17 protein-coding genes and 5 tRNA genes are annotated in these 17,172 nt (G+C 73.8%); 12 read left to right on the top strand and 10 right to left on the bottom strand.

The genetic code is table 11. The features are described 5' to 3' along the window. Positions 1–201: 201 nt before the first annotated feature. From cobT to J2N69_RS05820, 3 genes are all read left to right on the top strand, one after another. Positions 202–4,182, top strand: a complete 3,981-nt coding sequence (gene cobT, locus J2N69_RS05830; protein WP_230899779.1) for a nicotinate-nucleotide--dimethylbenzimidazole phosphoribosyltransferase — start codon at positions 202–204, stop codon at positions 4,180–4,182. Between the two features lie 160 nt (positions 4,183–4,342). Then, a complete protein-coding gene (gene cobA, locus J2N69_RS05825) occupies positions 4,343–5,575 on the top strand; it encodes a uroporphyrinogen-III C-methyltransferase (RefSeq protein WP_230899778.1) in 1,233 nt (410 codons plus the stop codon). Between the two features lie 98 nt (positions 5,576–5,673). After that, a complete protein-coding gene (locus tag J2N69_RS05820) occupies positions 5,674–6,492 on the top strand; it encodes a TrmH family RNA methyltransferase (protein ID WP_230899777.1) in 819 nt (272 codons plus the stop codon). Positions 6,493–6,512: 20 nt separating this feature from the next. On the opposite strand, the gene J2N69_RS05815 is transcribed toward J2N69_RS05820, so the two are convergent. Then, positions 6,513–7,940: a serine/threonine-protein kinase gene (locus J2N69_RS05815; RefSeq protein ID WP_230904596.1), complete on the bottom strand. Its 1,428-nt coding sequence runs from the start codon at positions 7,938–7,940 to the stop codon at positions 6,513–6,515. Positions 7,941–8,136: 196 nt separating this feature from the next. Here J2N69_RS05815 and J2N69_RS05810 point away from each other — a divergent pair, with 196 nt between their 5' ends. The 4 genes from J2N69_RS05810 to J2N69_RS05795 all read left to right on the top strand — a co-directional run bounded on the left by J2N69_RS05810 (position 8,137) and on the right by J2N69_RS05795 (position 10,649). Then, a complete protein-coding gene (locus J2N69_RS05810) occupies positions 8,137–8,403 on the top strand; it encodes a hypothetical protein (RefSeq protein WP_230899776.1) in 267 nt (88 codons plus the stop codon). Positions 8,404–8,603: 200 nt separating this feature from the next. Next, positions 8,604–8,807 (top strand): hypothetical protein, encoded by a 204-nt coding sequence (locus J2N69_RS05805; protein ID WP_230899775.1) that lies wholly within the window; start codon positions 8,604–8,606, stop codon positions 8,805–8,807. Between the two features lie 490 nt (positions 8,808–9,297). Next, entirely contained in the window at positions 9,298–10,230 is a 933-nt protein-coding gene (locus J2N69_RS05800; protein WP_230899774.1) for an aminoglycoside phosphotransferase family protein, read from the top strand. Positions 10,231–10,346: 116 nt separating this feature from the next. Continuing rightward, positions 10,347–10,649, top strand: a complete 303-nt coding sequence (locus J2N69_RS05795; protein WP_230899773.1) for a TFIIB-type zinc ribbon-containing protein — start codon at positions 10,347–10,349, stop codon at positions 10,647–10,649. A gap of 60 nt (positions 10,650–10,709) precedes the next feature. On the opposite strand, the gene J2N69_RS05790 is transcribed toward J2N69_RS05795, so the two are convergent. The 5 genes from J2N69_RS05790 to J2N69_RS05770 form a co-directional block, all read right to left on the bottom strand. After that, positions 10,710–10,781, bottom strand: a tRNA-Val gene (locus J2N69_RS05790). 30 nt (positions 10,782–10,811) lie between these two features. Then, a tRNA-Val gene (locus J2N69_RS05785) sits at positions 10,812–10,883 on the bottom strand. Between the two features lie 49 nt (positions 10,884–10,932). Next, positions 10,933–11,004, bottom strand: a tRNA-Val gene (locus tag J2N69_RS05780). A 1-nt stretch (position 11,005) separates the two neighbouring features. After that, positions 11,006–11,079 (bottom strand) — tRNA-Cys (locus J2N69_RS05775). 40 nt (positions 11,080–11,119) lie between these two features. Next, positions 11,120–11,192: transfer RNA gene (locus J2N69_RS05770), tRNA-Gly, on the bottom strand. A gap of 187 nt (positions 11,193–11,379) precedes the next feature. Between J2N69_RS05770 and J2N69_RS05765 the strand changes: the two genes are divergently transcribed. From J2N69_RS05765 to J2N69_RS05755, 3 genes are all read left to right on the top strand, one after another. Continuing rightward, complete coding sequence (locus J2N69_RS05765; protein ID WP_230904595.1) at positions 11,380–12,405, top strand: chorismate-binding protein; 1,026 nt, start codon at positions 11,380–11,382, stop codon at positions 12,403–12,405. Beyond that, complete coding sequence (locus J2N69_RS05760) at positions 12,402–13,223, top strand: aminotransferase class IV (RefSeq protein ID WP_230899772.1); 822 nt, start codon at positions 12,402–12,404, stop codon at positions 13,221–13,223. Before J2N69_RS05765 ends, J2N69_RS05760 begins: the two co-directional genes overlap by 4 nt. 61 nt (positions 13,224–13,284) lie before the next feature. Further along, on the top strand, positions 13,285–14,109 hold the full coding sequence (locus J2N69_RS05755; RefSeq protein ID WP_230899771.1) for a GNAT family N-acetyltransferase: 825 nt from the start codon (positions 13,285–13,287) through the stop codon (positions 14,107–14,109). A gap of 22 nt (positions 14,110–14,131) precedes the next feature. On the opposite strand, the gene J2N69_RS05750 is transcribed toward J2N69_RS05755, so the two are convergent. Further along, the gene (locus J2N69_RS05750) at positions 14,132–14,659 is read right to left on the bottom strand and encodes a DsbA family protein (protein WP_230899770.1); all 528 of its coding nucleotides are present in this window, start codon (positions 14,657–14,659) and stop codon (positions 14,132–14,134) included. A gap of 206 nt (positions 14,660–14,865) precedes the next feature. Between J2N69_RS05750 and J2N69_RS05745 the strand changes: the two genes are divergently transcribed. Next, entirely contained in the window at positions 14,866–15,312 is a 447-nt protein-coding gene (locus J2N69_RS05745) for a hypothetical protein (protein ID WP_230899769.1), read from the top strand. A 12-nt stretch (positions 15,313–15,324) separates the two neighbouring features. On the opposite strand, the gene J2N69_RS36390 is transcribed toward J2N69_RS05745, so the two are convergent. Then, positions 15,325–15,453: a hypothetical protein gene (locus J2N69_RS36390; protein WP_269075595.1), complete on the bottom strand. Its 129-nt coding sequence runs from the start codon at positions 15,451–15,453 to the stop codon at positions 15,325–15,327. Positions 15,454–15,641: 188 nt separating this feature from the next. Here J2N69_RS36390 and J2N69_RS05740 point away from each other — a divergent pair, with 188 nt between their 5' ends. Next, positions 15,642–15,860 carry a hypothetical protein gene (locus tag J2N69_RS05740; protein WP_391941884.1) on the top strand — a complete coding sequence of 73 codons (219 nt, stop codon included), beginning with the start codon at positions 15,642–15,644 and terminating at the stop codon, positions 15,858–15,860. On the opposite strand, the gene J2N69_RS05735 is transcribed toward J2N69_RS05740, so the two are convergent. Both J2N69_RS05735 and J2N69_RS05730 read right to left on the bottom strand, forming a co-directional pair. Further along, a complete protein-coding gene (locus J2N69_RS05735) occupies positions 15,857–16,414 on the bottom strand; it encodes a CGNR zinc finger domain-containing protein (protein WP_230899768.1) in 558 nt (185 codons plus the stop codon). The two genes, J2N69_RS05740 and J2N69_RS05735, sit on opposite strands and share 4 nt — an antisense overlap. A 239-nt stretch (positions 16,415–16,653) precedes the next feature. Continuing rightward, a complete protein-coding gene (locus J2N69_RS05730; RefSeq protein ID WP_003959770.1) occupies positions 16,654–17,067 on the bottom strand; it encodes an SsgA family sporulation/cell division regulator in 414 nt (137 codons plus the stop codon). Between the last annotated feature and the right edge of the window lie 105 nt (positions 17,068–17,172).

Genomic DNA, 17,172 nt, shown 5'->3' with positions numbered 1-17,172 from the left:
CGGGCCGTGGCCGATCAAGCTGCCGCGGCGGCGGACCGACCGGGACAATGCCAGTTGTCCGGTAAGCGGTTCGTGCCGCGCGGCGCGCACGCTCGTTGAGGATGACGGACGGTTGGTGCGCCGCTCCGGTCAATGGGGCCTCCCCGGCCGAAGGCTGAGGGGCGGTCGAAGAAGCACTAACCGATGGGCGAGGGGTTACGCATGACCGACACCGGCCAGGTCCCGGGCGAGGGGCTGCCGGAGGGCGCAGGCAACAGTGTGCCGTCCGGGCCCGTGCAGGGCATGGGGGCACAGCAGCCGAACGCTCCCGCTCCGGGTGCGTATCCCTTCGTGGACCCCACCGACTCCACCGACCCCTCCGATCCGTCGGGGAACCCCGCCGAGGACGACGACCTGCTGCTGATGCCGAGCCCCCAGGGGGCGTGGAGCGAGGCCCAGGCGGCGCAGGCGGCCCAGGCCGCTCATCAGCCGGGCCCGCACGAGACGGCGGGCCGCGACAGCGGCTCGGTCGACCTCAACGGCGTCCGCATGCCCGGCGCGGCGCACCCCGGCTCCTCCCGCAGACCGCTGCACCACGGGCCCTCGGGCCCCGCGGTGCCCGACAGCTCCGGCAGCCCCGTGCGCTCGCTCGCCGACCGCGGTCCCGCCGGAGCGGTGACGCCGTCGGCGCAGCCACAGCAGGCCGCGCCGGCCCGGCACGCGGGCCCGGCGACCATCGGGCCCGAGTACCTCGACATCCCGCGCCACGACGCCGCCCCGCCGGGACCGCAGCTCGGCGAGATCCCGCCGCAGGGCGGCGCGCCGTGGTCCCAGCAGGAAGCACAGCCGCAGCCGCAGCAGGCGGCCCATGCCGCACCAGCAGAAACGGTCGTCCCAGAGGCCACGGCTGCCCCTGCCGGCCCGGCTGCCACTGACGCCGCAGATGCCACGGGGGCCCCGGTCGCCCCAGCACCCGAGGCGCAGGCCCCGGAGGCCGTCACCCCGGAAGCCCCGGCGCACGAGGCCGCGCACGGCGCCGAGGCCGTGCAGGCCCCCGCCCCGCAGGAGCCGCAGACCGCGCAGGACCCGCAGACCGCACAGGACCCGCAGCTCCCCGAAGCGCATCCGGTGGCGGAAGCCCCGCAGGCCACCCCCGAAGCCCCGCAGGCCGCTGACGGCTTCCCGCAGGGCGCGGATGCCCCGCAGGCACCGGAAGCCGCCCCCGCCGAGCAGCCCGGGCAGGCCGTCCAGCTTCCCCCGGAGGCCGCCGCCTTCCCGCACGCCGCCGAGGCCGGACAGGTCCCGCCGCCGGCGGGGGAGCAGCCCGCCTTCGCCGAGGCGGAGCCCGCCGTCGCCGCTCAGCCCCCGTTCGTCGTCGCCTCCGCCCAGCCGTGGGGCGACAGCGCCCCGGCTCCGCACACCGGTGAGGCCGGCCAGCCCGGCTTCGCCCCGGGCACCACCCAGGACGCGTACGCCGCGGCCGTCGGAGCCCACCCCGGCCACGCGCCGCAGGGCGGCGACCCGGCCGACGCGGTGCACGCCGCCCCCGTCCCGCCGCACCACCAGCCCGAGCCGCAGGACACCGGCGCCCCGGAGTACGCGTCGCCTCCCGGTGGAGCCCCGGCGCCCATGCCCATCGGCCAGTTCGTGCCCGTCGAGGGTTCGGTGCCGACCACGCCCCACCTTGCGCCGACGCCCCCGCGCCACCTCGCCGTGCCGCAGGACGAGCCGACCGCAGAGGCCGCCCCGGAGATCGCGGAGGCCGCCCCGGCCGCCGAGCAGCCCATGGCCCAGCAGGCGCCCGCGCCGGCCGAGCCCGCGGAGCCCGCCGTCGCCCCCCACGTCGTATCGCCGACGGAACCCGTGGCCGGCGAGCCCGCATCCGTCGAGGCCCCGCCCGCCGACGAGATGCCCGAGGCCGCGCAGCCCGCCGTCACCGTGCCCGCCCCGCGCGACGGGACCGAGCCCGCGGCGACGGTCGCCGAAGCGGCGCCCGCGCCGGACACCGCGCTGCCGCAGCCCGAGGCGACGGCCGAAGCCGCACAGCCCTTCCCGGAGGCACCGGTTCCGGCCGCGTCCCCGGTGGAGGCCCCCGTTGCCGCTGACCCCCCTGTTTCCCCGGCGGTGGCCCCGGCCGCCCCCGAGACGGCCGACCAGGCCGACGAGTTGGACGAGGCCGACGAAGTCATCTCGTTCGAACCCATCGAAGCGAACGAAGTGACCGAAGTGGCCGAAGCACCTGAGATGGCCGAAGCGCCTGAAGCACCCGAGACGCCGGAGGGCCCCGAGCCGCTCACGGCCGAGGACACCCCGGCGGCGGAGGAGACACAGCCCGCCGCCGCGGCCCCGGGCCTCCTCGTCATCGAGGACGACGAACCCGACGAGCCCGACGTACCCGGCGCGACCGGCGAGCACGACGAGGCCGAGAACGGCGACCGGCCCGCGGCCGCCGAGCCCCTGATCTCCCCGGGCACCCCCGCCCCCGGCTACGACGACGCCGAGCGCGAGGCCGTCCTGCGCGTCATGCGCGAACGCCGCGACATCCGCAACGGCTTCCGCTCCGACCCGATCCCGCACGAGGTGCTGCTCCGCGTCCTGGAGGCCGCCCACACGGCGCCTTCCGTCGGTCACTCGCAGCCCTGGGACTTCGTGGTCATCAAGTCCGCGGAGACCCGGCGCACCATGCACGAACTGGCCATGCGCCAGCGCGACGCGTACGCCAAGTCCCTGCCCAAGGGCCGCGCGAAGCAGTTCAAGGAACTGAAGATCGAGGCCATCCTCGACACCCCGGTGAACATCGTCGTCACCGCCGACCCCACCCGCGGCGGCCGCCACACCCTCGGCCGGCACACCCAGCCGCAGATGGCCCCGTACTCCTCGGCGCTCGCCGTCGAGAACCTCTGGCTCGCCGCCCGCGCCGAAGGCCTCGGCGTCGGCTGGGTCAGCTTCTTCGACGAGCGCGAGATGGTCCGCGCCCTCGGCCTGCCCGAGCACCTCGAAGTCGTCGCCTACCTCTGCGTGGGGTACGTCGACGCGTTCCCGGAGGAGCCCGAGCTGATGCAGGCGGGCTGGTCCAAGCGCCGCCCGCTGTCCTGGGTCGTCCACGAGGAGACGTACGGCCGCCGCGCGCTGCCCGGCGAGGACCCGCACGACCTGCTCGCCGAGACCGTCACCAACATCCGCCCGCTGGACGCCAAGGCGCTCGGCGAGGCGTGGGAACGCCAGAAGCGGATGACCAAGCCGCCGGGCGCCCTCGGCATGCTGGAGATCATCTCCGCGCAGCTGTCCGGCCTGTCCCGGATGTGCCCGCCGCCGATCCCGGAGCCCGCGGCCGTCGCGATCTTCGCGGGCGACCACGGCGTGCACGCCCAGGGCGTCACCGCCTGGCCCCAGGAGGTGACCGCGCAGATGGTCGCCAACTTCCTCGGCGGCGGCGCGGTCTGCAACGCCTTCGCCAACCAGGTGGGCGCCGAGGTCTGCGTCATCGACGTCGGCGTGGCGAGCGAGCTGCCCGCCACGCCGGGCCTGCTGCCCCGCAAGGTGCGCGCGGGCACGGCCGACATGACGACCGGCCCCGCCCTGACCCGCGAAGAGGTCAAGGCCGCGCTCGAAGTCGGCATCGAGACCGCCCGCGACCTGGTGGCGGCGGGCAACAAGGCCCTGCTCACCGGCGAGATGGGCATCGCGAACACCACCGCCTCCGCGGCCCTGATCTCCGTCTACACGGAGACGGACCCCGCCGAGGTCACCGGCCGCGGCACCGGCATCAACGACGAGATGCACGCCCGCAAGGTCGACGTGGTCCGCCGCGCCCTGGAGCTGCACCACCCCGACCCGGCGGACCCGATCGGCGTCCTCGCGGCGGTCGGCGGCCTGGAGCACGCGGCCATGGTGGGCCTCCTCCTCGGCGGCGCCTCCTTGCGCACGCCGGTGATCCTGGACGGCGTCAGCGCAGGCGCGGCCGCCCTGGTCGCCCGCGCCATCGCCCCCGAGGTCCTCGCGGCCTGCATCGCGGGCCACCGCAGCGCGGAGCCGGGTCACGTGGCGGCCCTGAACAAGCTGGGCCTGCGGCCCCTGGTCGACCTCGACCTGCGGCTCGGCGAGGGCACGGGCGCGCTTCTCGCCCTGCCGATCGTCCAGAGCGCGGCCCGCGCGATGCACGAGGTGGCCACGTTCGACTCGGCCGGCGTCACCGAGAAGTAGCCGCCGAGGGGCGAAGCCCCGGACGCCGGCACCGGGCGGGGCTGGGGGGAGACCTCCGGCCCCGCCCCCGCCATACTGAACCCGCACGTCAAGCAGCCGCTCCAGCGCAGCAGCGGTGACGCACCACGAAGACTCCGCCCGCACGAGGAGCCGCACAGCCATGGCCGAACACCCCGCCTACCCCGTAGGCCTCCGCCTCGACGGCCGCCGCGTCGTCGTCCTCGGCGGCGGCCAGGTCGCCCAGCGCCGCCTCCCCGCCCTGATCAAGGCGGGCGCCGACATCCTCCTCGTGTCCCCCTCGGCGACCCCCTCCGTGGAGGCCATGGCGGACGCGGGCGAGATCACCTGGACCAGGCGCCGCTACGAACACGGCGACCTCCAGGACGCCTGGTACGCCCTGATCGCCACCAGCGACCCCGAGGCGAACACCCGCGCCTCGGCGGAGGCCGAGGCGGGCCGCGTCTGGTGCGTACGCTCGGACGACGCCGAGGCGGCCACCGCCTGGACCCCGGCCACGGGCCGCTCCGAGGGCGTCACCGTGGCGGTGCTCAGCAGCGACGTGCACGACCGGGACCCGCGCCGCACGGCCGCCATCCGCGACGCGGTCGTCGAGGGCCTGCGCGACGGCAGCCTGGTCGCCCCCCACCTGCGGACGCGCACTCCGGGCGTCGCCCTGGTCGGCGGCGGACCCGGCGACCCCGACCTGATCACGGTCCGCGGCCGCCGCCTGCTCGCCGCCGCGGACGTCGTCATCGCCGACCGTCTCGGCCCCCGCGACCTTCTCGACGAACTGCCGCCGCACGTCGAGGTCATCGACGCCGCGAAGATCCCCTACGGCCGCTACATGGCCCAGGAGGCGATCAACGCCGCCCTGATCGAGCACGCCAAGCAGGGCAAGGCCGTCGTACGCCTCAAGGGCGGCGACCCCTACGTCTTCGGCCGTGGCATGGAGGAGGCCCAGGCGCTCGCCGAGGCGGGCATCGCCTGCACGGTCGTCCCCGGCATCTCCAGCTCGATCTCCGTGCCCTCGGCCGCCGGCATCCCGGTCACCCACCGCGGCGTCGCCCACGAGTTCACCGTGGTCAGCGGCCACGTGGCACCGGACGACGAGCGCTCCCTCGTCGACTGGGAGTCACTCGCCAAGCTGCGCGGCACCCTCGTGATCCTCATGGGCGTCGACAAGATCGGCAAGATCGCACAGGCCCTGATCGCCCACGGCAAGGCCGCCGACACCCCGCTCGCGCTGATCCAGGAGGGCACGACGGCCGCCCAGCGACGCGTCGACGCGACCCTCGCCACGGTCGCCGAGGCCGTCCGCACCCACGAGGTGAAGCCCCCGGCCGTCATCGTCATCGGCGACGTCGTACGAGTGGGCCCGGAGCCCGTGGCCTAGCCGTCCCGCCCGCCCCCCGACACCACCCAAGTAACCAGCGGTAACGGAACACGCCCCCGGCCGTTGGCACCACACCCAGGACAAGGCAGTATCACCCTGTGGCTGATCTCATCACCGTCGACGACCCCGACGACCCCCGCCTGCGCGACTACACGGGCCTGACCGACGTCGAGCTGCGCCGCAGGCGCGAACCGGCCGAGGGCCTCTTCATCGCGGAGGGCGAGAAGGTCATCAGACGGGCCAGGGACGCCGGCTACGAGATGCGCTCGATGCTGCTCTCCGCCAAGTGGGTCGACGTCATGCGCGACGTCATCGACGAACTCCCGGCCCCGGTGTACGCGGTCAGCCCCGAGCTCGCCGAGCGGGTCACCGGTTACCACGTGCACCGCGGCGCCCTCGCCTCCATGCAGCGCAAGCCGCTGCCGACGGCCGACGAACTCCTCGCGACCGCCCGCCGGGTGGCCGTCATGGAGGCGGTGAACGACCACACGAACATCGGTGCGATCTTCCGCTCCGCGGCGGCGCTCGGCATGGACGCGGTCCTGCTCTCCCCGGACTGCGCGGACCCGCTCTACCGCCGCTCGGTGAAGGTCTCGATGGGCGCGGTCTTCTCGGTCCCGTACGCCCGCCTGGAGTCCTGGCCCAAGGGTCTGGAAGGCGTGCGCGAAGCCGGGTTCAACCTCCTCGCCCTCACCCCCGACGAGAAGGCCAGGTCCCTGGACGAGGCGGCCCCCCACCGCATGGACCGCGTCGCGCTGATGCTCGGCGCGGAGGGCGACGGCCTCTCCACGCAGGCGCTGGTCGCGGCCGACGAATGGGTCCGCATCCCGATGGCCCACGGCGTCGACTCGCTCAACGTGGGCGCGGCGGCGGCGGTCGCGTTCTACGCGGTGGCCACGGGCCGCCCGCAGGACTGAGGGAAAGCGGACGCGCGCGTTCAGCCGCGCGCCGCGTCCTCCGGCCCGACCTGCCGGCTCTGCGTCTGCTGCCCACGGTGTACGTCCGGGTCGCCGAGGCTCTTCGCGGGCCCCTGGCAGCCCTGCGCCGCCGCGATCCCGAGCGCCACGAGCAGCGTGACGACCACGAACACGAAGAGGCGCTGCCGCAGCAGGCGTGGGTTGGCGGGCATCATGCGCCGGCCCGTGCCCGTGGAGCGCGGGCCCTGCCGGCCCGTGCCGCTGCGCGGGGCGGTCCTGCCGCCGGAGCGCGAGGTGTCGCGGCCCCCGGCGGGCCGGGCCCCGGGCCGCGGCGTGCCGGTCCTCGACGAACCGGTCCTCGACGAACCGGTCCTCGAAGAACCGGTCCTTGACGACCCGGTCCTTGACGACCCGGTCCGGGAAGAGCCCGTCCTGGAGGCACCGGTCTTCGACCCTCCCGTCCTGGCCGGACCGCTCCTGGACGCGCCCGGGCGGGGCGGGGGAGTGGCGCCGGGGGCGGGCCGCCGCTGGGTGCGCTGATCCGCGTAGCTCTCGGCGAGCCGCCCCGTGGGCCGGTCGAGGTCCTGGCGCGGCGCCGGCGGCCGTACGTCACCGAGGCCCTGGGCCTCACGCGCGGCGATCTCCTTGAGCCGCAGCGACAGTTGCAGCGTGCTCGGCCGCTCCTCCGGGTCCTTGGCGAGACAGGCCCGGATCAGCGGGGCGAGGGCGTCCGGGACGCCGTGCAGCTGCGCCTCCTCGTGGACGACGCGGTAGAGCATGACCTCGGAACTGCCCTGCCCGAAGGGTGAGTCCGCCATGCCCGCGTACGCGAGCGTGGCGCCGAGCGCGAAGACGTCGGTGGCGGGCGTGACAGCCGCACCGCGCACCTGTTCGGGCGCGAGGAAGCCGGGCGAACCGACGGCCGTACCCACATGGGTGAGTGTCGAGGCGCCGGTCGCCCAGGCGATGCCGAAGTCGATGATCCGCGGCCCCTTCGGGGACAGCAGGATGTTCGACGGCTTCAGGTCGCGGTGTACGACACCGGCCTCGTGCACGGCCACGAGCCCCTCGGCCAGCGCCGAACCCACCACGGCCACGTCGGCCGCGGAGAGCGGCCCCTCCGCGGCGACCTTGTCGTGCAGCGAGGGACCCGGAACGTACTGCGTCGCGAACCAGGGCCGGTCCGCCTCGAGGTCGGCGGCGACGAGCCGGGCCGTACAGCCGCCGCGGATGCGCCGGGCGGCCGAGACCTCCCGCGCGAACCGCGACCGGAACTCCTGATCCTCCGCCAGGTCGGGCCGGATCACCTTCAGGGCGACGCGCTGCCCTCTCCGGTCCGACCCCAGATAGACGACCCCCATGCCGCCGGCGCCCAGGCGCCTGTGCAGCCTGAACGAGCCGACGACACGCGGGTCCTCGCGCCGGAGCCGCATCATCGCCATGTCCATCCCCGCTACCCGGTCCGTCTGACGAGCCACAGCTTACGTTTCCACGGGCGGGCACGTGCAGAGGCCGCGCCCTCGCGGGGCGACCGATTGTCAGTGCCGGGTGGGAAAATCGAAGAGTGGTCAGGGAGCGGGGGGCCAGAGGCCGTTGACGCCACCCCCGGTGCCAACCATCCATCGCTGAAGGGGGATTGATCCCGTGAAGGGTGATCGCGTGGAGATAGTCGTGGACGCCGGGGACACGACGAGGACGTACGAGGTGGTGGCGAGCCGGGCGGGGCGCCGCGTGGAGACGGCCGTGCGCAGGGGAGTGGTGGAAGTGAGCGAAGTCACCCGTACCGACACGGTGGTGCGCACGGCCCGGTTCATGGCGACCCGCGTCCTGGCCCTGGTGGAACAGCCCGTCCCCAGGGAGGACGCCTCCGAGGCGACGGCCCGTCCCCTCCGGGAAGACCCTGAGTCCTAGGCCCCCGTCTCCACCCACGGGAGTACACGCGCGGGGGACGCTCATCCTCCGGGAGGCCAGCCAATCGGTACGAGGGCATGACGCCAGGGTCTGCCCACGCGCCTAGATTTGAGGTCAAGCGGCGGGTGCAGCACTCGTCCCCCGAGGTCAGACACCCGCCGCTTGCCAACACCACATCGAGACCGGTCAGGAGAGGAACCATGGCGGACACGGCACCGCGGACCCTGCTCCGCACGCAAGGGCGCAGGTTCTCCGCGTTCGGCGTCCGCCCGTCCGGCACGCGCCACCCCCTGGTGGCGACGGCCATGGTCCTCCCGCTGGCAGCCCTGCTCGTGGTCGTCTTCGGCGGCTGGGAAGCAGTGGTCACACAAGCGTCGTCCGTAGGCGTGATGCTGGGGCGCTGAGCGGCGCCCCAGGCCCGGAAGAGCGGTCCGGGCGGGGACATCCGGCCAGGAAACCCCGTGGGGACGGGGGTGCGGCGGACGGCAAAAATGCCCGCGCAGCTGGGGAGCTGCGCGGGCATCGCCATGCCATACCCTCGCCAGCCACCCCCGCCCCGCCAGGGGCGCGGGGAACTGCGCGCTCAGCCCCCACAACCTCGCACCCGCCACACAACCGAGGACACCCCGCCCCGCCAGGGGCGCGGGGAACTGCGCGCTCAGCCCCATCAATCCCGCACTCGACACACAACCGAGGACACCCCGCCCCGCCAGGGGCGCGGGGAACTGCGCGCTCAGCCCCCACAATCCCGCACCCCCCACACAACCCAAGACACCCCGCCCCGCCTACCGCCCCCTCAGGGCCGCAGGGAACTGCACGACCGCCCCCCACAACCCCGCCCCACCCCACTGACTACGCTTCCGCACACACCCCCACCCCACCCCCAGGACCCCCGTGACCCCCCTCCTCCCCGCACTCACCGCCAAGGCCAGGCACACAGCCCACCCGCCCCCAGCCACCTGCACCTGCGGCCAAGGAGAAGGCAACGGCACCGTCCTCGCAAACCGCCCCGACGCCACAGTCGTACGCCACGGCGACCTCGTCGCGAAGGCCCACGCCCCGCAGACCGACCCGGCGGCCCTGACGACACGCCTCACCGTGGCCGCCCGCCTCCCCGGCACCCTCCTGCCGCCCCTGCACACCACCCCCACCCCCCTCCACGACCGCCTCGTCACCTTCTGGCCCCGCGGCACCCCCGTGGACCGCGACGACCCGGACGCCGCCCCCTGGGAGGCCGCCGCCACCCTGCTGGCCCGCCTCCACCGCACCGACCCGGCGAGCCTCCCGCACCCGCTCCCCGCCATGCGCGGCCCGGCCAAGGCGGCCCGCGCCGTCGCCCGCCTGCACGCCGCCGGCCCGCACCCCGCCGCACCCCCGGTCCTGCGGGCCTGGCGGGCCCTTCCGCCCTGGGCCCGCGCCGAGGCCCCCGCACCCGGCCCGCCCCGCCTGTGCCACGGCGACCTCCACCTGGGCCAGCTCGTCCGCACCCCGGACGGCACCTGGCGGCTGATCGACGTGGACGACCTCGGCGCGGGCGCCCCCGCCTGGGACCTGGCCCGCCCCGCCGCCTGGTACGCCTGCGGCCTGCTCGCCCCCGAGGAGTGGACCCGCTTCCTCGACGCCTACCGCACGGCGGGCGGCCCGGCCGTCCCGGCGGACGGAGCCGACCCCTGGCGCGACCTCGACGTCCCGGCCCGCGCCCTGACCGTGCAGACAGCCGCCCTGGCGATCACCAAGGCCGCCGCCGCCGACCGCCCCCTGGACGAGGTCGAGCAGGCCTTGGTCGACGCCTGCGACCGGATGAGCCGGACCACCGCGCGCGGCTGAGCCGAGTGGGTGCCCGCCCGCCCGAGTTGACCCGGGACGCGACGAAGTAGGGTGCAACGCACCGAAGCCGGGCAGAGTTCCGGCGCAGTCACCACCGGCGAGGAGTTGAGCCGTCCATGCAGTGCCCCAAGTGCCACGCACCGATGCACACGTACAACCGCAATGGCGTCCAGATCGAGCAGTGCAGCGGCTGCCGCGGCATATTCCTTGACTACGGCGAGCTGGAGTCCCTGACCCGCCTGGAGGCCCAGTGGGGCGGCCAGCAGGTCCCGCCGCCGCCCGCGCCCCCCGCCCCGCAGGGCTACCCCGCGGCTCCCGCCCCCGCCTGGGGCGCCCCGCAGCACCACGGCGGCCACGGTGACCACTACGGCCACGGCAAGCGCCACAAGAGCTTCGGGCACATGCTCTTCTCCTCCTGAGCACCCGCGGGAACGACGAAGCCCCCGGCCGTGGGAACGGCCGGGGGCTCCGGTGTGCGGTGCGCGATACTGGGATTGAACCAGTGACCTCTTCCGTGTCAGGGAAGCGCTCTCCCGCTGAGCTAATCGCGCGGGTCAACCTGCGTGGTACTGCGTACTGCGTGCGCGATACTGGGATTGAACCAGTGACCTCTTCCGTGTCAGGGAAGCGCTCTCCCGCTGAGCTAATCGCGCGGGACGACCTTCAGAAGCACACCGCCGAAGCGGTTCTCGTGAAGATCAGTGGACGATACTGGGATTGAACCAGTGACCTCTTCCGTGTCAGGGAAGCGCTCTCCCGCTGAGCTAATCGTCCTTGGAGGTGGAGACGGGATTTGAACCCGTGTAGACGGCTTTGCAGGCCGTTGCCTCGCCTCTCGGCCACTCCACCAGGAGTGCGGGGGTTCGGGAAGATCCCCCACGTTCCTGCGAGCGGACGACCAGGTTCGAACTGGCGACCTCAACCTTGGCAAGGTTGCGCTCTACCAACTGAGCTACGTCCGCTTGTCTTTCCCGGTCCGCTTGCGCGTCCCGGCGACGTGTTGAACTCTAGCGGATTCCTGGGCCAGTACAAAAACGCGTTTGCGCAGCGTGCTGCGCTGTCGTCGGCCCGGGGCGCGGCCAGGACGCCGGTCATAGACTCGCAGGCGTGCACAACCCCCCTCAGACGTCCTCTCCGGCGCTCCCTCCCATGGCCCGCTTCGGCGGCCTCGTCGCCACCGGCCTGCGCGACGTGACCAGCGACCCCGCGGCCTTGGACTCCGCCGGCTTCTGGGCGGTGTCCGCGGACTTCGAGGGAGGCCTGGTCTGCGCCCGCTTCGACCACGTACGCGAAGAGGCCGTGCCCGCTCCCGTGCCCGGCCGGTGGCTGGGACCTGCCGCCGATGACTGGACGTCGTCCCTGGACCGCGCCGCGTACACGGAAGGCGTACGGCGGATACGGGCGTACATCGCGGCCGGCGAGGTCTACCAGGCGAACCTCTGCCGCGTCCTGTCCGCGCCCGTCCCGCCCGGCGCCGACGTGGACGCCCTGACGGCCCTCCTCGCGCGCGGGAACCCCGCTCCGTACGCAGGAACGATTCGCCTGCCCGCGCACGGCGTGGAGATAGCCACCGCCTCCCCGGAGCTGTACCTGCGGCGCGCGGGCCGCGTCGTGGAGTCGGGCCCCATCAAGGGCACCGGCCGGACGGAGGCGGACCTCCTGGAGAAGGACTACGCCGAGAACGTCATGATCGTGGACCTCGTCCGCAACGACCTCGGACGCGTCTGCGCGACCGGTTCGGTCACCGTCCCCGACCTCTGCGTGGTGGAGAAGCACCCCGGCCTCGTCCACCTCGTCTCCACCGTCCACGGCGAGCTGCGCCCCGGCGCGGGCTGGCCGGAGCTGTTCGAGGCGACCTTCCCGCCCGGTTCCGTCACGGGCGCCCCCAAGTCCAGCGCCCTGCGGATCATCGACGAGCTGGAGACCGCGCCGCGCGGGCCCTACTGCGGCGGCATCGGCTGGGTCGACGCCGACCGGGGCACCGGAGAGCTGGCCGTCGGCATCCGCACCTTCTGGATCGACCGGGCCGAGGGCATCCTGCGCTTCGGCACCGGAGCGGGCATCACCTGGGGCTCGGACCCTGAGGGGGAGTGGCGGGAGACCGAGCTGAAGGCGGCGCGGCTGCTGGCGGTAGCGTCAGGGGCGTACGAAGCGAGTGGAGGAACCCCAACGTGAAGATATGGCTCAACGGCGGGCTGCGGGACGTCGACTCCGCCCGCGTCTCCGTGTTCGATCACGGGCTGACGGTCGGCGACGGCATCTTCGAGACGGTGAAGTCGGTCGAGGGCCGGCCCTTCGCCCTCACCCGGCACCTGGCCCGGCTCACCCGGTCGGCGCGCGGCCTGGGGCTGCCCGAGCCGGACCTCGACGAGGTGCGCCGTGCCTGCGCCGCGGTCCTGGAGGCCAACCCGCTGCCGCTCGGGCGGCTGCGCATCACGTACACCGGAGGCCTGTCACCGCTCGGCTCCGACCGCGGCGACCAGGGCACCACGCTCATCGTGGCCCTCGGCGAGGCCGCGCGGCGCCCGGACTCCACCGCCGTGATCACGGTGCCGTGGACGCGCAACGAACGGGGCGCGCTGACCGGCCTGAAGACCACCTCGTACGCGGAGAACGTCGTCGCCCTCGCCCGCGCCCGCGAACAGGGCGCCTCGGAGGCCCTCTTCGCCAACACCGTCGGGCAGCTCTGCGAAGGCACCGGCTCCAACGTCTTCGTCGTCCTCGACGGGGAGATCCTCACGCCGCCGGTCGCCTCCGGGTGCCTCGACGGCATCACCCGCGCGCTGGCCGTCGAGTGGACGGGCGCCCGCGAGGCCGACCTGCCCATGGACGTCCTGGACCGCGCCGACGAGATCTTCCTGACGTCGACGCTGCGCGACATCCAGGGCGTGCACCGAGTGGACGGGCGCGAGCTGACGGGCGCGCCGGGCCCGATGACGACGAAGGCGATGCGGACGTTCGACGAGCGGGCCGCGGACGACCTCGATCCGTGAGTGCCCCGGCCCGCCGAAAATCCCGTGACGCGGTGGGGTCGTGGTGGGTAGAACACCTGTGATGACCACGACCCTGCGGCCGACCGGGCCGCTCCAGCGGGGCGCCGACGGCGCCAGGGCGCGCACGTACGACGTGTGCGTGAACAGCCGGCCGGTGGGGTCCGTCGACCTCGCCACCCATGACGTCTTCGGGCCGCAGGTCTGCCGGGTGCGGGAGCTGCGGATAGCGGAGCCGGACCGCAGGCGTGGCCGCGGCACGGTCGCGGCGCTGGCCGCCGAGGAGGTGGCGCGCGGCTGGGGCTGCAGGCGCATCGAGGTGACCGTCCCCGCCGAGGCCCCGGGAGCCCTGCCGCTGGCGACGGCGCTCGGCTACGTGGAGCGCAACCGCCGGATGGCGAAGCCGGTGCCGGCCGAGCCCGCCGTGCTGCCGCCGGGCGTCGAGGGGCGGCCGATGACCGAGGACGAGTACGGGCCATGGCTGGCGCGGGCTCAGGGGAGCTATACGCGGAGCTGGATCGACCGGGGCGTGCCCGAGGCGCAGGCGCGCGCCAAGTCCGAGGCCGACCACGCCGAGCTGCTGCCGCAGGGCCTGGCCACCCCAAACACCCTGCTGAGCGTGCTCACCCAGGAGGGCGCCAAGGTCGGCGCCCTGTGGCTCACGCTCCGCGAGGACGACGCGTTCGTCTTCCGCGTCGAGGTCGACGAGGACTGCCGGGGGCGCGGCCACGGCCGCTCCCTGATGCTGCTGGCCGAGGCGCAGGCCCGCGCGGGGGGCCGCGACCGGATCTGCCTCAGCGTCTTCGCGGGCAACGCCACGGCCCTGTGCCTGTACGACTCGCTCGGCTACGAACCCGTCTCGTACTCCCTCTACAAGCCGCTGCTGTAGGCAGCCGCTGCCTCCGGGGGGACTAAGAGCCCTCGGCCGCCAGCAGGCGGTCGGTGATCTCCTCGACGCGCTCGCGCAGCCCTTCCTGGCTCTTGCCGCCGTCCAGACGCTCACCGTCGATGACGTACGTGGGTGTGCCGGTGACCCCGATCGCCTTGCCCTCGGCCTGGTCGGCGTCGACGATCAAAATGTGCCGGCCGTCGATGAGGGCGGTGTCGAACTCCTCGACGTCCAGGCCGAGTTCCCGGGCGGTGTCCAGGAGGAAGGGCTCGCCGCGCCGGTCCAGCTCCTCGACCCCGGCGAGCACGGCCTCGACGTACGGCCAGCCCTTGCCCTGCTCGAAGGCCTCCTCGGCGGCCTGCGCGGCGGCGAAGGAGTGCTTGTGCTTCTCCAGGGGGAAGTGCCGCAGGCGCAGGTCGACGCGGTCGCCGTAACGGGCGCGCAGGGCTCGCACGTCGTCCAGGGCGGTACGGCAGTCGGGGCACTGCAGCTCGCACCAGACGTCGAGGACGACGGGGCGGGCGGGGTGCTCGGGAGAGGAGTCGCTCATGGGCACAGTCTCCCAGCCCTCGCTTCCGCCTCCCAACCGGGACCGGGGGCGCGGACCGGCACCTGGGGAGGAGCCCGGACCCCGAGATGACCCGGATATGTCCCTGAGGTCCGGGCTCGGGCGTGGCCCCGGGGCACCCGCGCGGTGCAGGATGGAAGGGACCACCGCGTCACGCACGACGTACGCCTGTATGCCTGGAGGGCCGGATGATTGCCGAGACCGTCTGTTCCGCCGTATCCGCGGCCGGGCTCGGCATCGCCGCGGTCTCGGCCTACCGCAAGCGCTTCCTGACCGCGGCCCGCATCGCCGCGTACTCCCTGGTGCCCATCGGGCTCGTCCTGACGGGCGTCGTCGGGTGGGCCGCCGACACCGCCTTCAGCCTGAAGGCGTGGGTCGGTTTCGGCGTGCTCGGCGCGGCCTGGCTGATCTTCCTCGGCACGCGCGCGGTGGAGCGCCGCAGGGGCGGCACCCGCACGGAGCGCAAGGCAGCGAAGGCCGCCCGACGCGAGGCGGTGGCCCCCGCGGCCTCGGCGCCCTCGCTGGGCCAAGGCGCCTCTCCGACCACCGCGCGGCCCGCGGGCAAGCCGCAGGCCGCCGCGCCCGCGGAGGACTTCAGCGACATCGAGGCCATTCTGAAGAAGCACGGCATCTGACGGTCACGCCTCTCAAAGGCTGGTCGGATCACGGGTGTTGTACGGCATCTCATAGCGGAACCCGCGACAAGGGCCGGGCAGCGGGACGGCGGACAGGGCGCCCGCGCCGGACGCGGCCGTCAACAGCCGTCTGCGATCCATGGACAGGGCGGCTCCCTCGTTCGAGTGCGGGCGGCGCCGTCGGATGTCGCGCGGATGAACGGCCGGGGGCCATGGACGAAACGCTCTGAGCGCTGGGCTTTCCCTGTTCACGGGATTCGGCGAACTGCCCCCTCAACCGGGCGTGTTGGTCAGCGGGGGCCCGCCGCCTGCGTCATCATCAGCGCGAGATGCTGGACACCACACAGGGCGACGCGGCCGCGCCGGACGACGGACGGCAAGCGGCATCGTCCCCAGAGCGACGACCTGCCGACGAAGAGCGGCACGCCACCGACGAAGAACCGCGAGGCTGCCTCTTCGCCCTCTCCCAGCCACCGCTGATGATCTTCCTGACGGTGGTCGGCATGCTGATCCTGCTGGCGTCACTCCACGACCTGCTGCTGCTCTAGCCCGCGGCTTCCTTGCGGCGTGCGCGGTACGCGGCGACATGCAGGCGGTTGCCGCAGGTGCGGCTGTCGCAGTAGCGGCGGGAGCGGTTGCGGGAAAGATCGACGAAGGCGCGCCGGCAGTCCGGTGCCTCGCAGCGCCGCAGCCGCTCCTGCTCCCCGGCGACCACGAAGAAGGCCAGCGCCATCCCGCAGTCGGCCGCCAGGTGGTCGGCGACGGACGCCCCGGGCGCGAAGTAGTGGATGTGCCAGTCGTAGCCGTCGTGGTCGGTGAGGCGCGGCGTGGTGCCCGCCGCCGCGACCAGCTCGTTGATGATCGTGGAGGCGGCCCGGGGCTCGGGGTTGGCGAAGACCTCGGCGAAGCGGCCGCGGACCCGGCGCACATCGGCGAGGTCACGCTCCGAGAGCACCCCGACATCGCTCACTTCGTGCGTTCGTACGAAGTCGCTGAGCGCCGCCAGGTCCGCGAGTCCGTCGGCGCCGCCCTCCTCGGGTGCGGTGTTCACCAGATCGACCACGGCGTCGAGAGAACACCGGTTGTCGTGGGTGATCAGCACGATGCGCTCCCTGGCCTGAGGAACGGGCCGGTGCCCGCCGATGCTGGCCGATGCTAGCGGCTTACCCGGGGGACGCACCGGCGCCGTCGCCGCGGGGTCCCGCGGCGACGGCGCCGGTGACTGCTTTCTGTGCGCCTTGTCTCGGCTGGTCTCGCCTGTTCTTGCCTTGTGGTGTCGTGGCTGCCTGCGCCGTCGCCCCGAGTCGGACGGCGTGAGGGGATCTCGACGCTCCCGTGCCGTCAGCTTTCGGCCAGGATGTGGGACAGCTCCGTGTCGAGATCGAAGTGGCGATGCTCCGTGCCGGGCGGCACGGCCGCGTCTGTTCGCTTCAGGAAGGACTCCAGGGCCCGCGCCGGGGCCTCGAGCAGAGCCTCGCCCTCCGGCGAGCTCAGGGCGATGCAGACGACGCCCTGACCGTGGCTCCGGGACGGCCAGACTCGGACGTCGCCGGTTCCGGTGGGCCGGTGCAGGCCCTCGGCGAGGAGGTCGCGGGCGAACACCCACTCGACCGTTTCCTCGGCTCCGGTGTGGAAGGTGGCGTGCACGGCATAGGGATCGGCCGTGTCATACCGCAGTCCTGCGGGTACAGGCAGTGAGGACTCGCTCGACACAACGAGGCGCAGGTGCAGCTCGCAGCTGACCGTGGTGTTCATAAGCGCCAGGGCCTTTCGCTCAGTGTGCGCTCGGGGATTCGCACGTCGGCGAAATCGACATGCCACCTACGGTGCCGTTGTAAACCCCTCTGAGGGTTTTGCGTG

The organism is Streptomyces huasconensis (assembly GCF_021028635.1).
Classification (GTDB): domain Bacteria; phylum Actinomycetota; class Actinomycetes; order Streptomycetales; family Streptomycetaceae; genus Streptomyces; species Streptomyces huasconensis.
Note: the sequence above shows the minus strand (reverse complement) of the source record. Positions and strands in the feature narration are given on the sequence as shown.

Excerpts from the sequence above, each read along its gene's own strand:
- cobT (WP_230899779.1), top strand. The coding sequence starts at position 202 with ATGACCGACACCGGCCAGGTCCCGGGCGAGGGGCTGCCGGAGGGCGCA.
- cobA (WP_230899778.1), top strand. The coding sequence starts at position 4,343 with ATGGCCGAACACCCCGCCTACCCCGTAGGCCTCCGCCTCGACGGCCGC.
- J2N69_RS05815 (WP_230904596.1), bottom strand. The coding sequence starts at position 7,940 with ATGGACATGGCGATGATGCGGCTCCGGCGCGAGGACCCGCGTGTCGTC.
- J2N69_RS05805 (WP_230899775.1), top strand. The coding sequence starts at position 8,604 with ATGGCGGACACGGCACCGCGGACCCTGCTCCGCACGCAAGGGCGCAGG.
- J2N69_RS05795 (WP_230899773.1), top strand. The coding sequence starts at position 10,347 with ATGCAGTGCCCCAAGTGCCACGCACCGATGCACACGTACAACCGCAAT.
- J2N69_RS05765 (WP_230904595.1), top strand. The coding sequence starts at position 11,380 with ATGGCCCGCTTCGGCGGCCTCGTCGCCACCGGCCTGCGCGACGTGACC.
- J2N69_RS05755 (WP_230899771.1), top strand. The coding sequence starts at position 13,285 with ATGACCACGACCCTGCGGCCGACCGGGCCGCTCCAGCGGGGCGCCGAC.
- J2N69_RS05750 (WP_230899770.1), bottom strand. The coding sequence starts at position 14,659 with ATGAGCGACTCCTCTCCCGAGCACCCCGCCCGCCCCGTCGTCCTCGAC.
- J2N69_RS05745 (WP_230899769.1), top strand. The coding sequence starts at position 14,866 with ATGATTGCCGAGACCGTCTGTTCCGCCGTATCCGCGGCCGGGCTCGGC.
- J2N69_RS36390 (WP_269075595.1), bottom strand. The coding sequence starts at position 15,453 with ATGGATCGCAGACGGCTGTTGACGGCCGCGTCCGGCGCGGGCGCCCTG.
- J2N69_RS05740 (WP_391941884.1), top strand. The coding sequence starts at position 15,642 with ATGCTGGACACCACACAGGGCGACGCGGCCGCGCCGGACGACGGACGG.
- J2N69_RS05730 (WP_003959770.1), bottom strand. The coding sequence starts at position 17,067 with ATGAACACCACGGTCAGCTGCGAGCTGCACCTGCGCCTCGTTGTGTCG.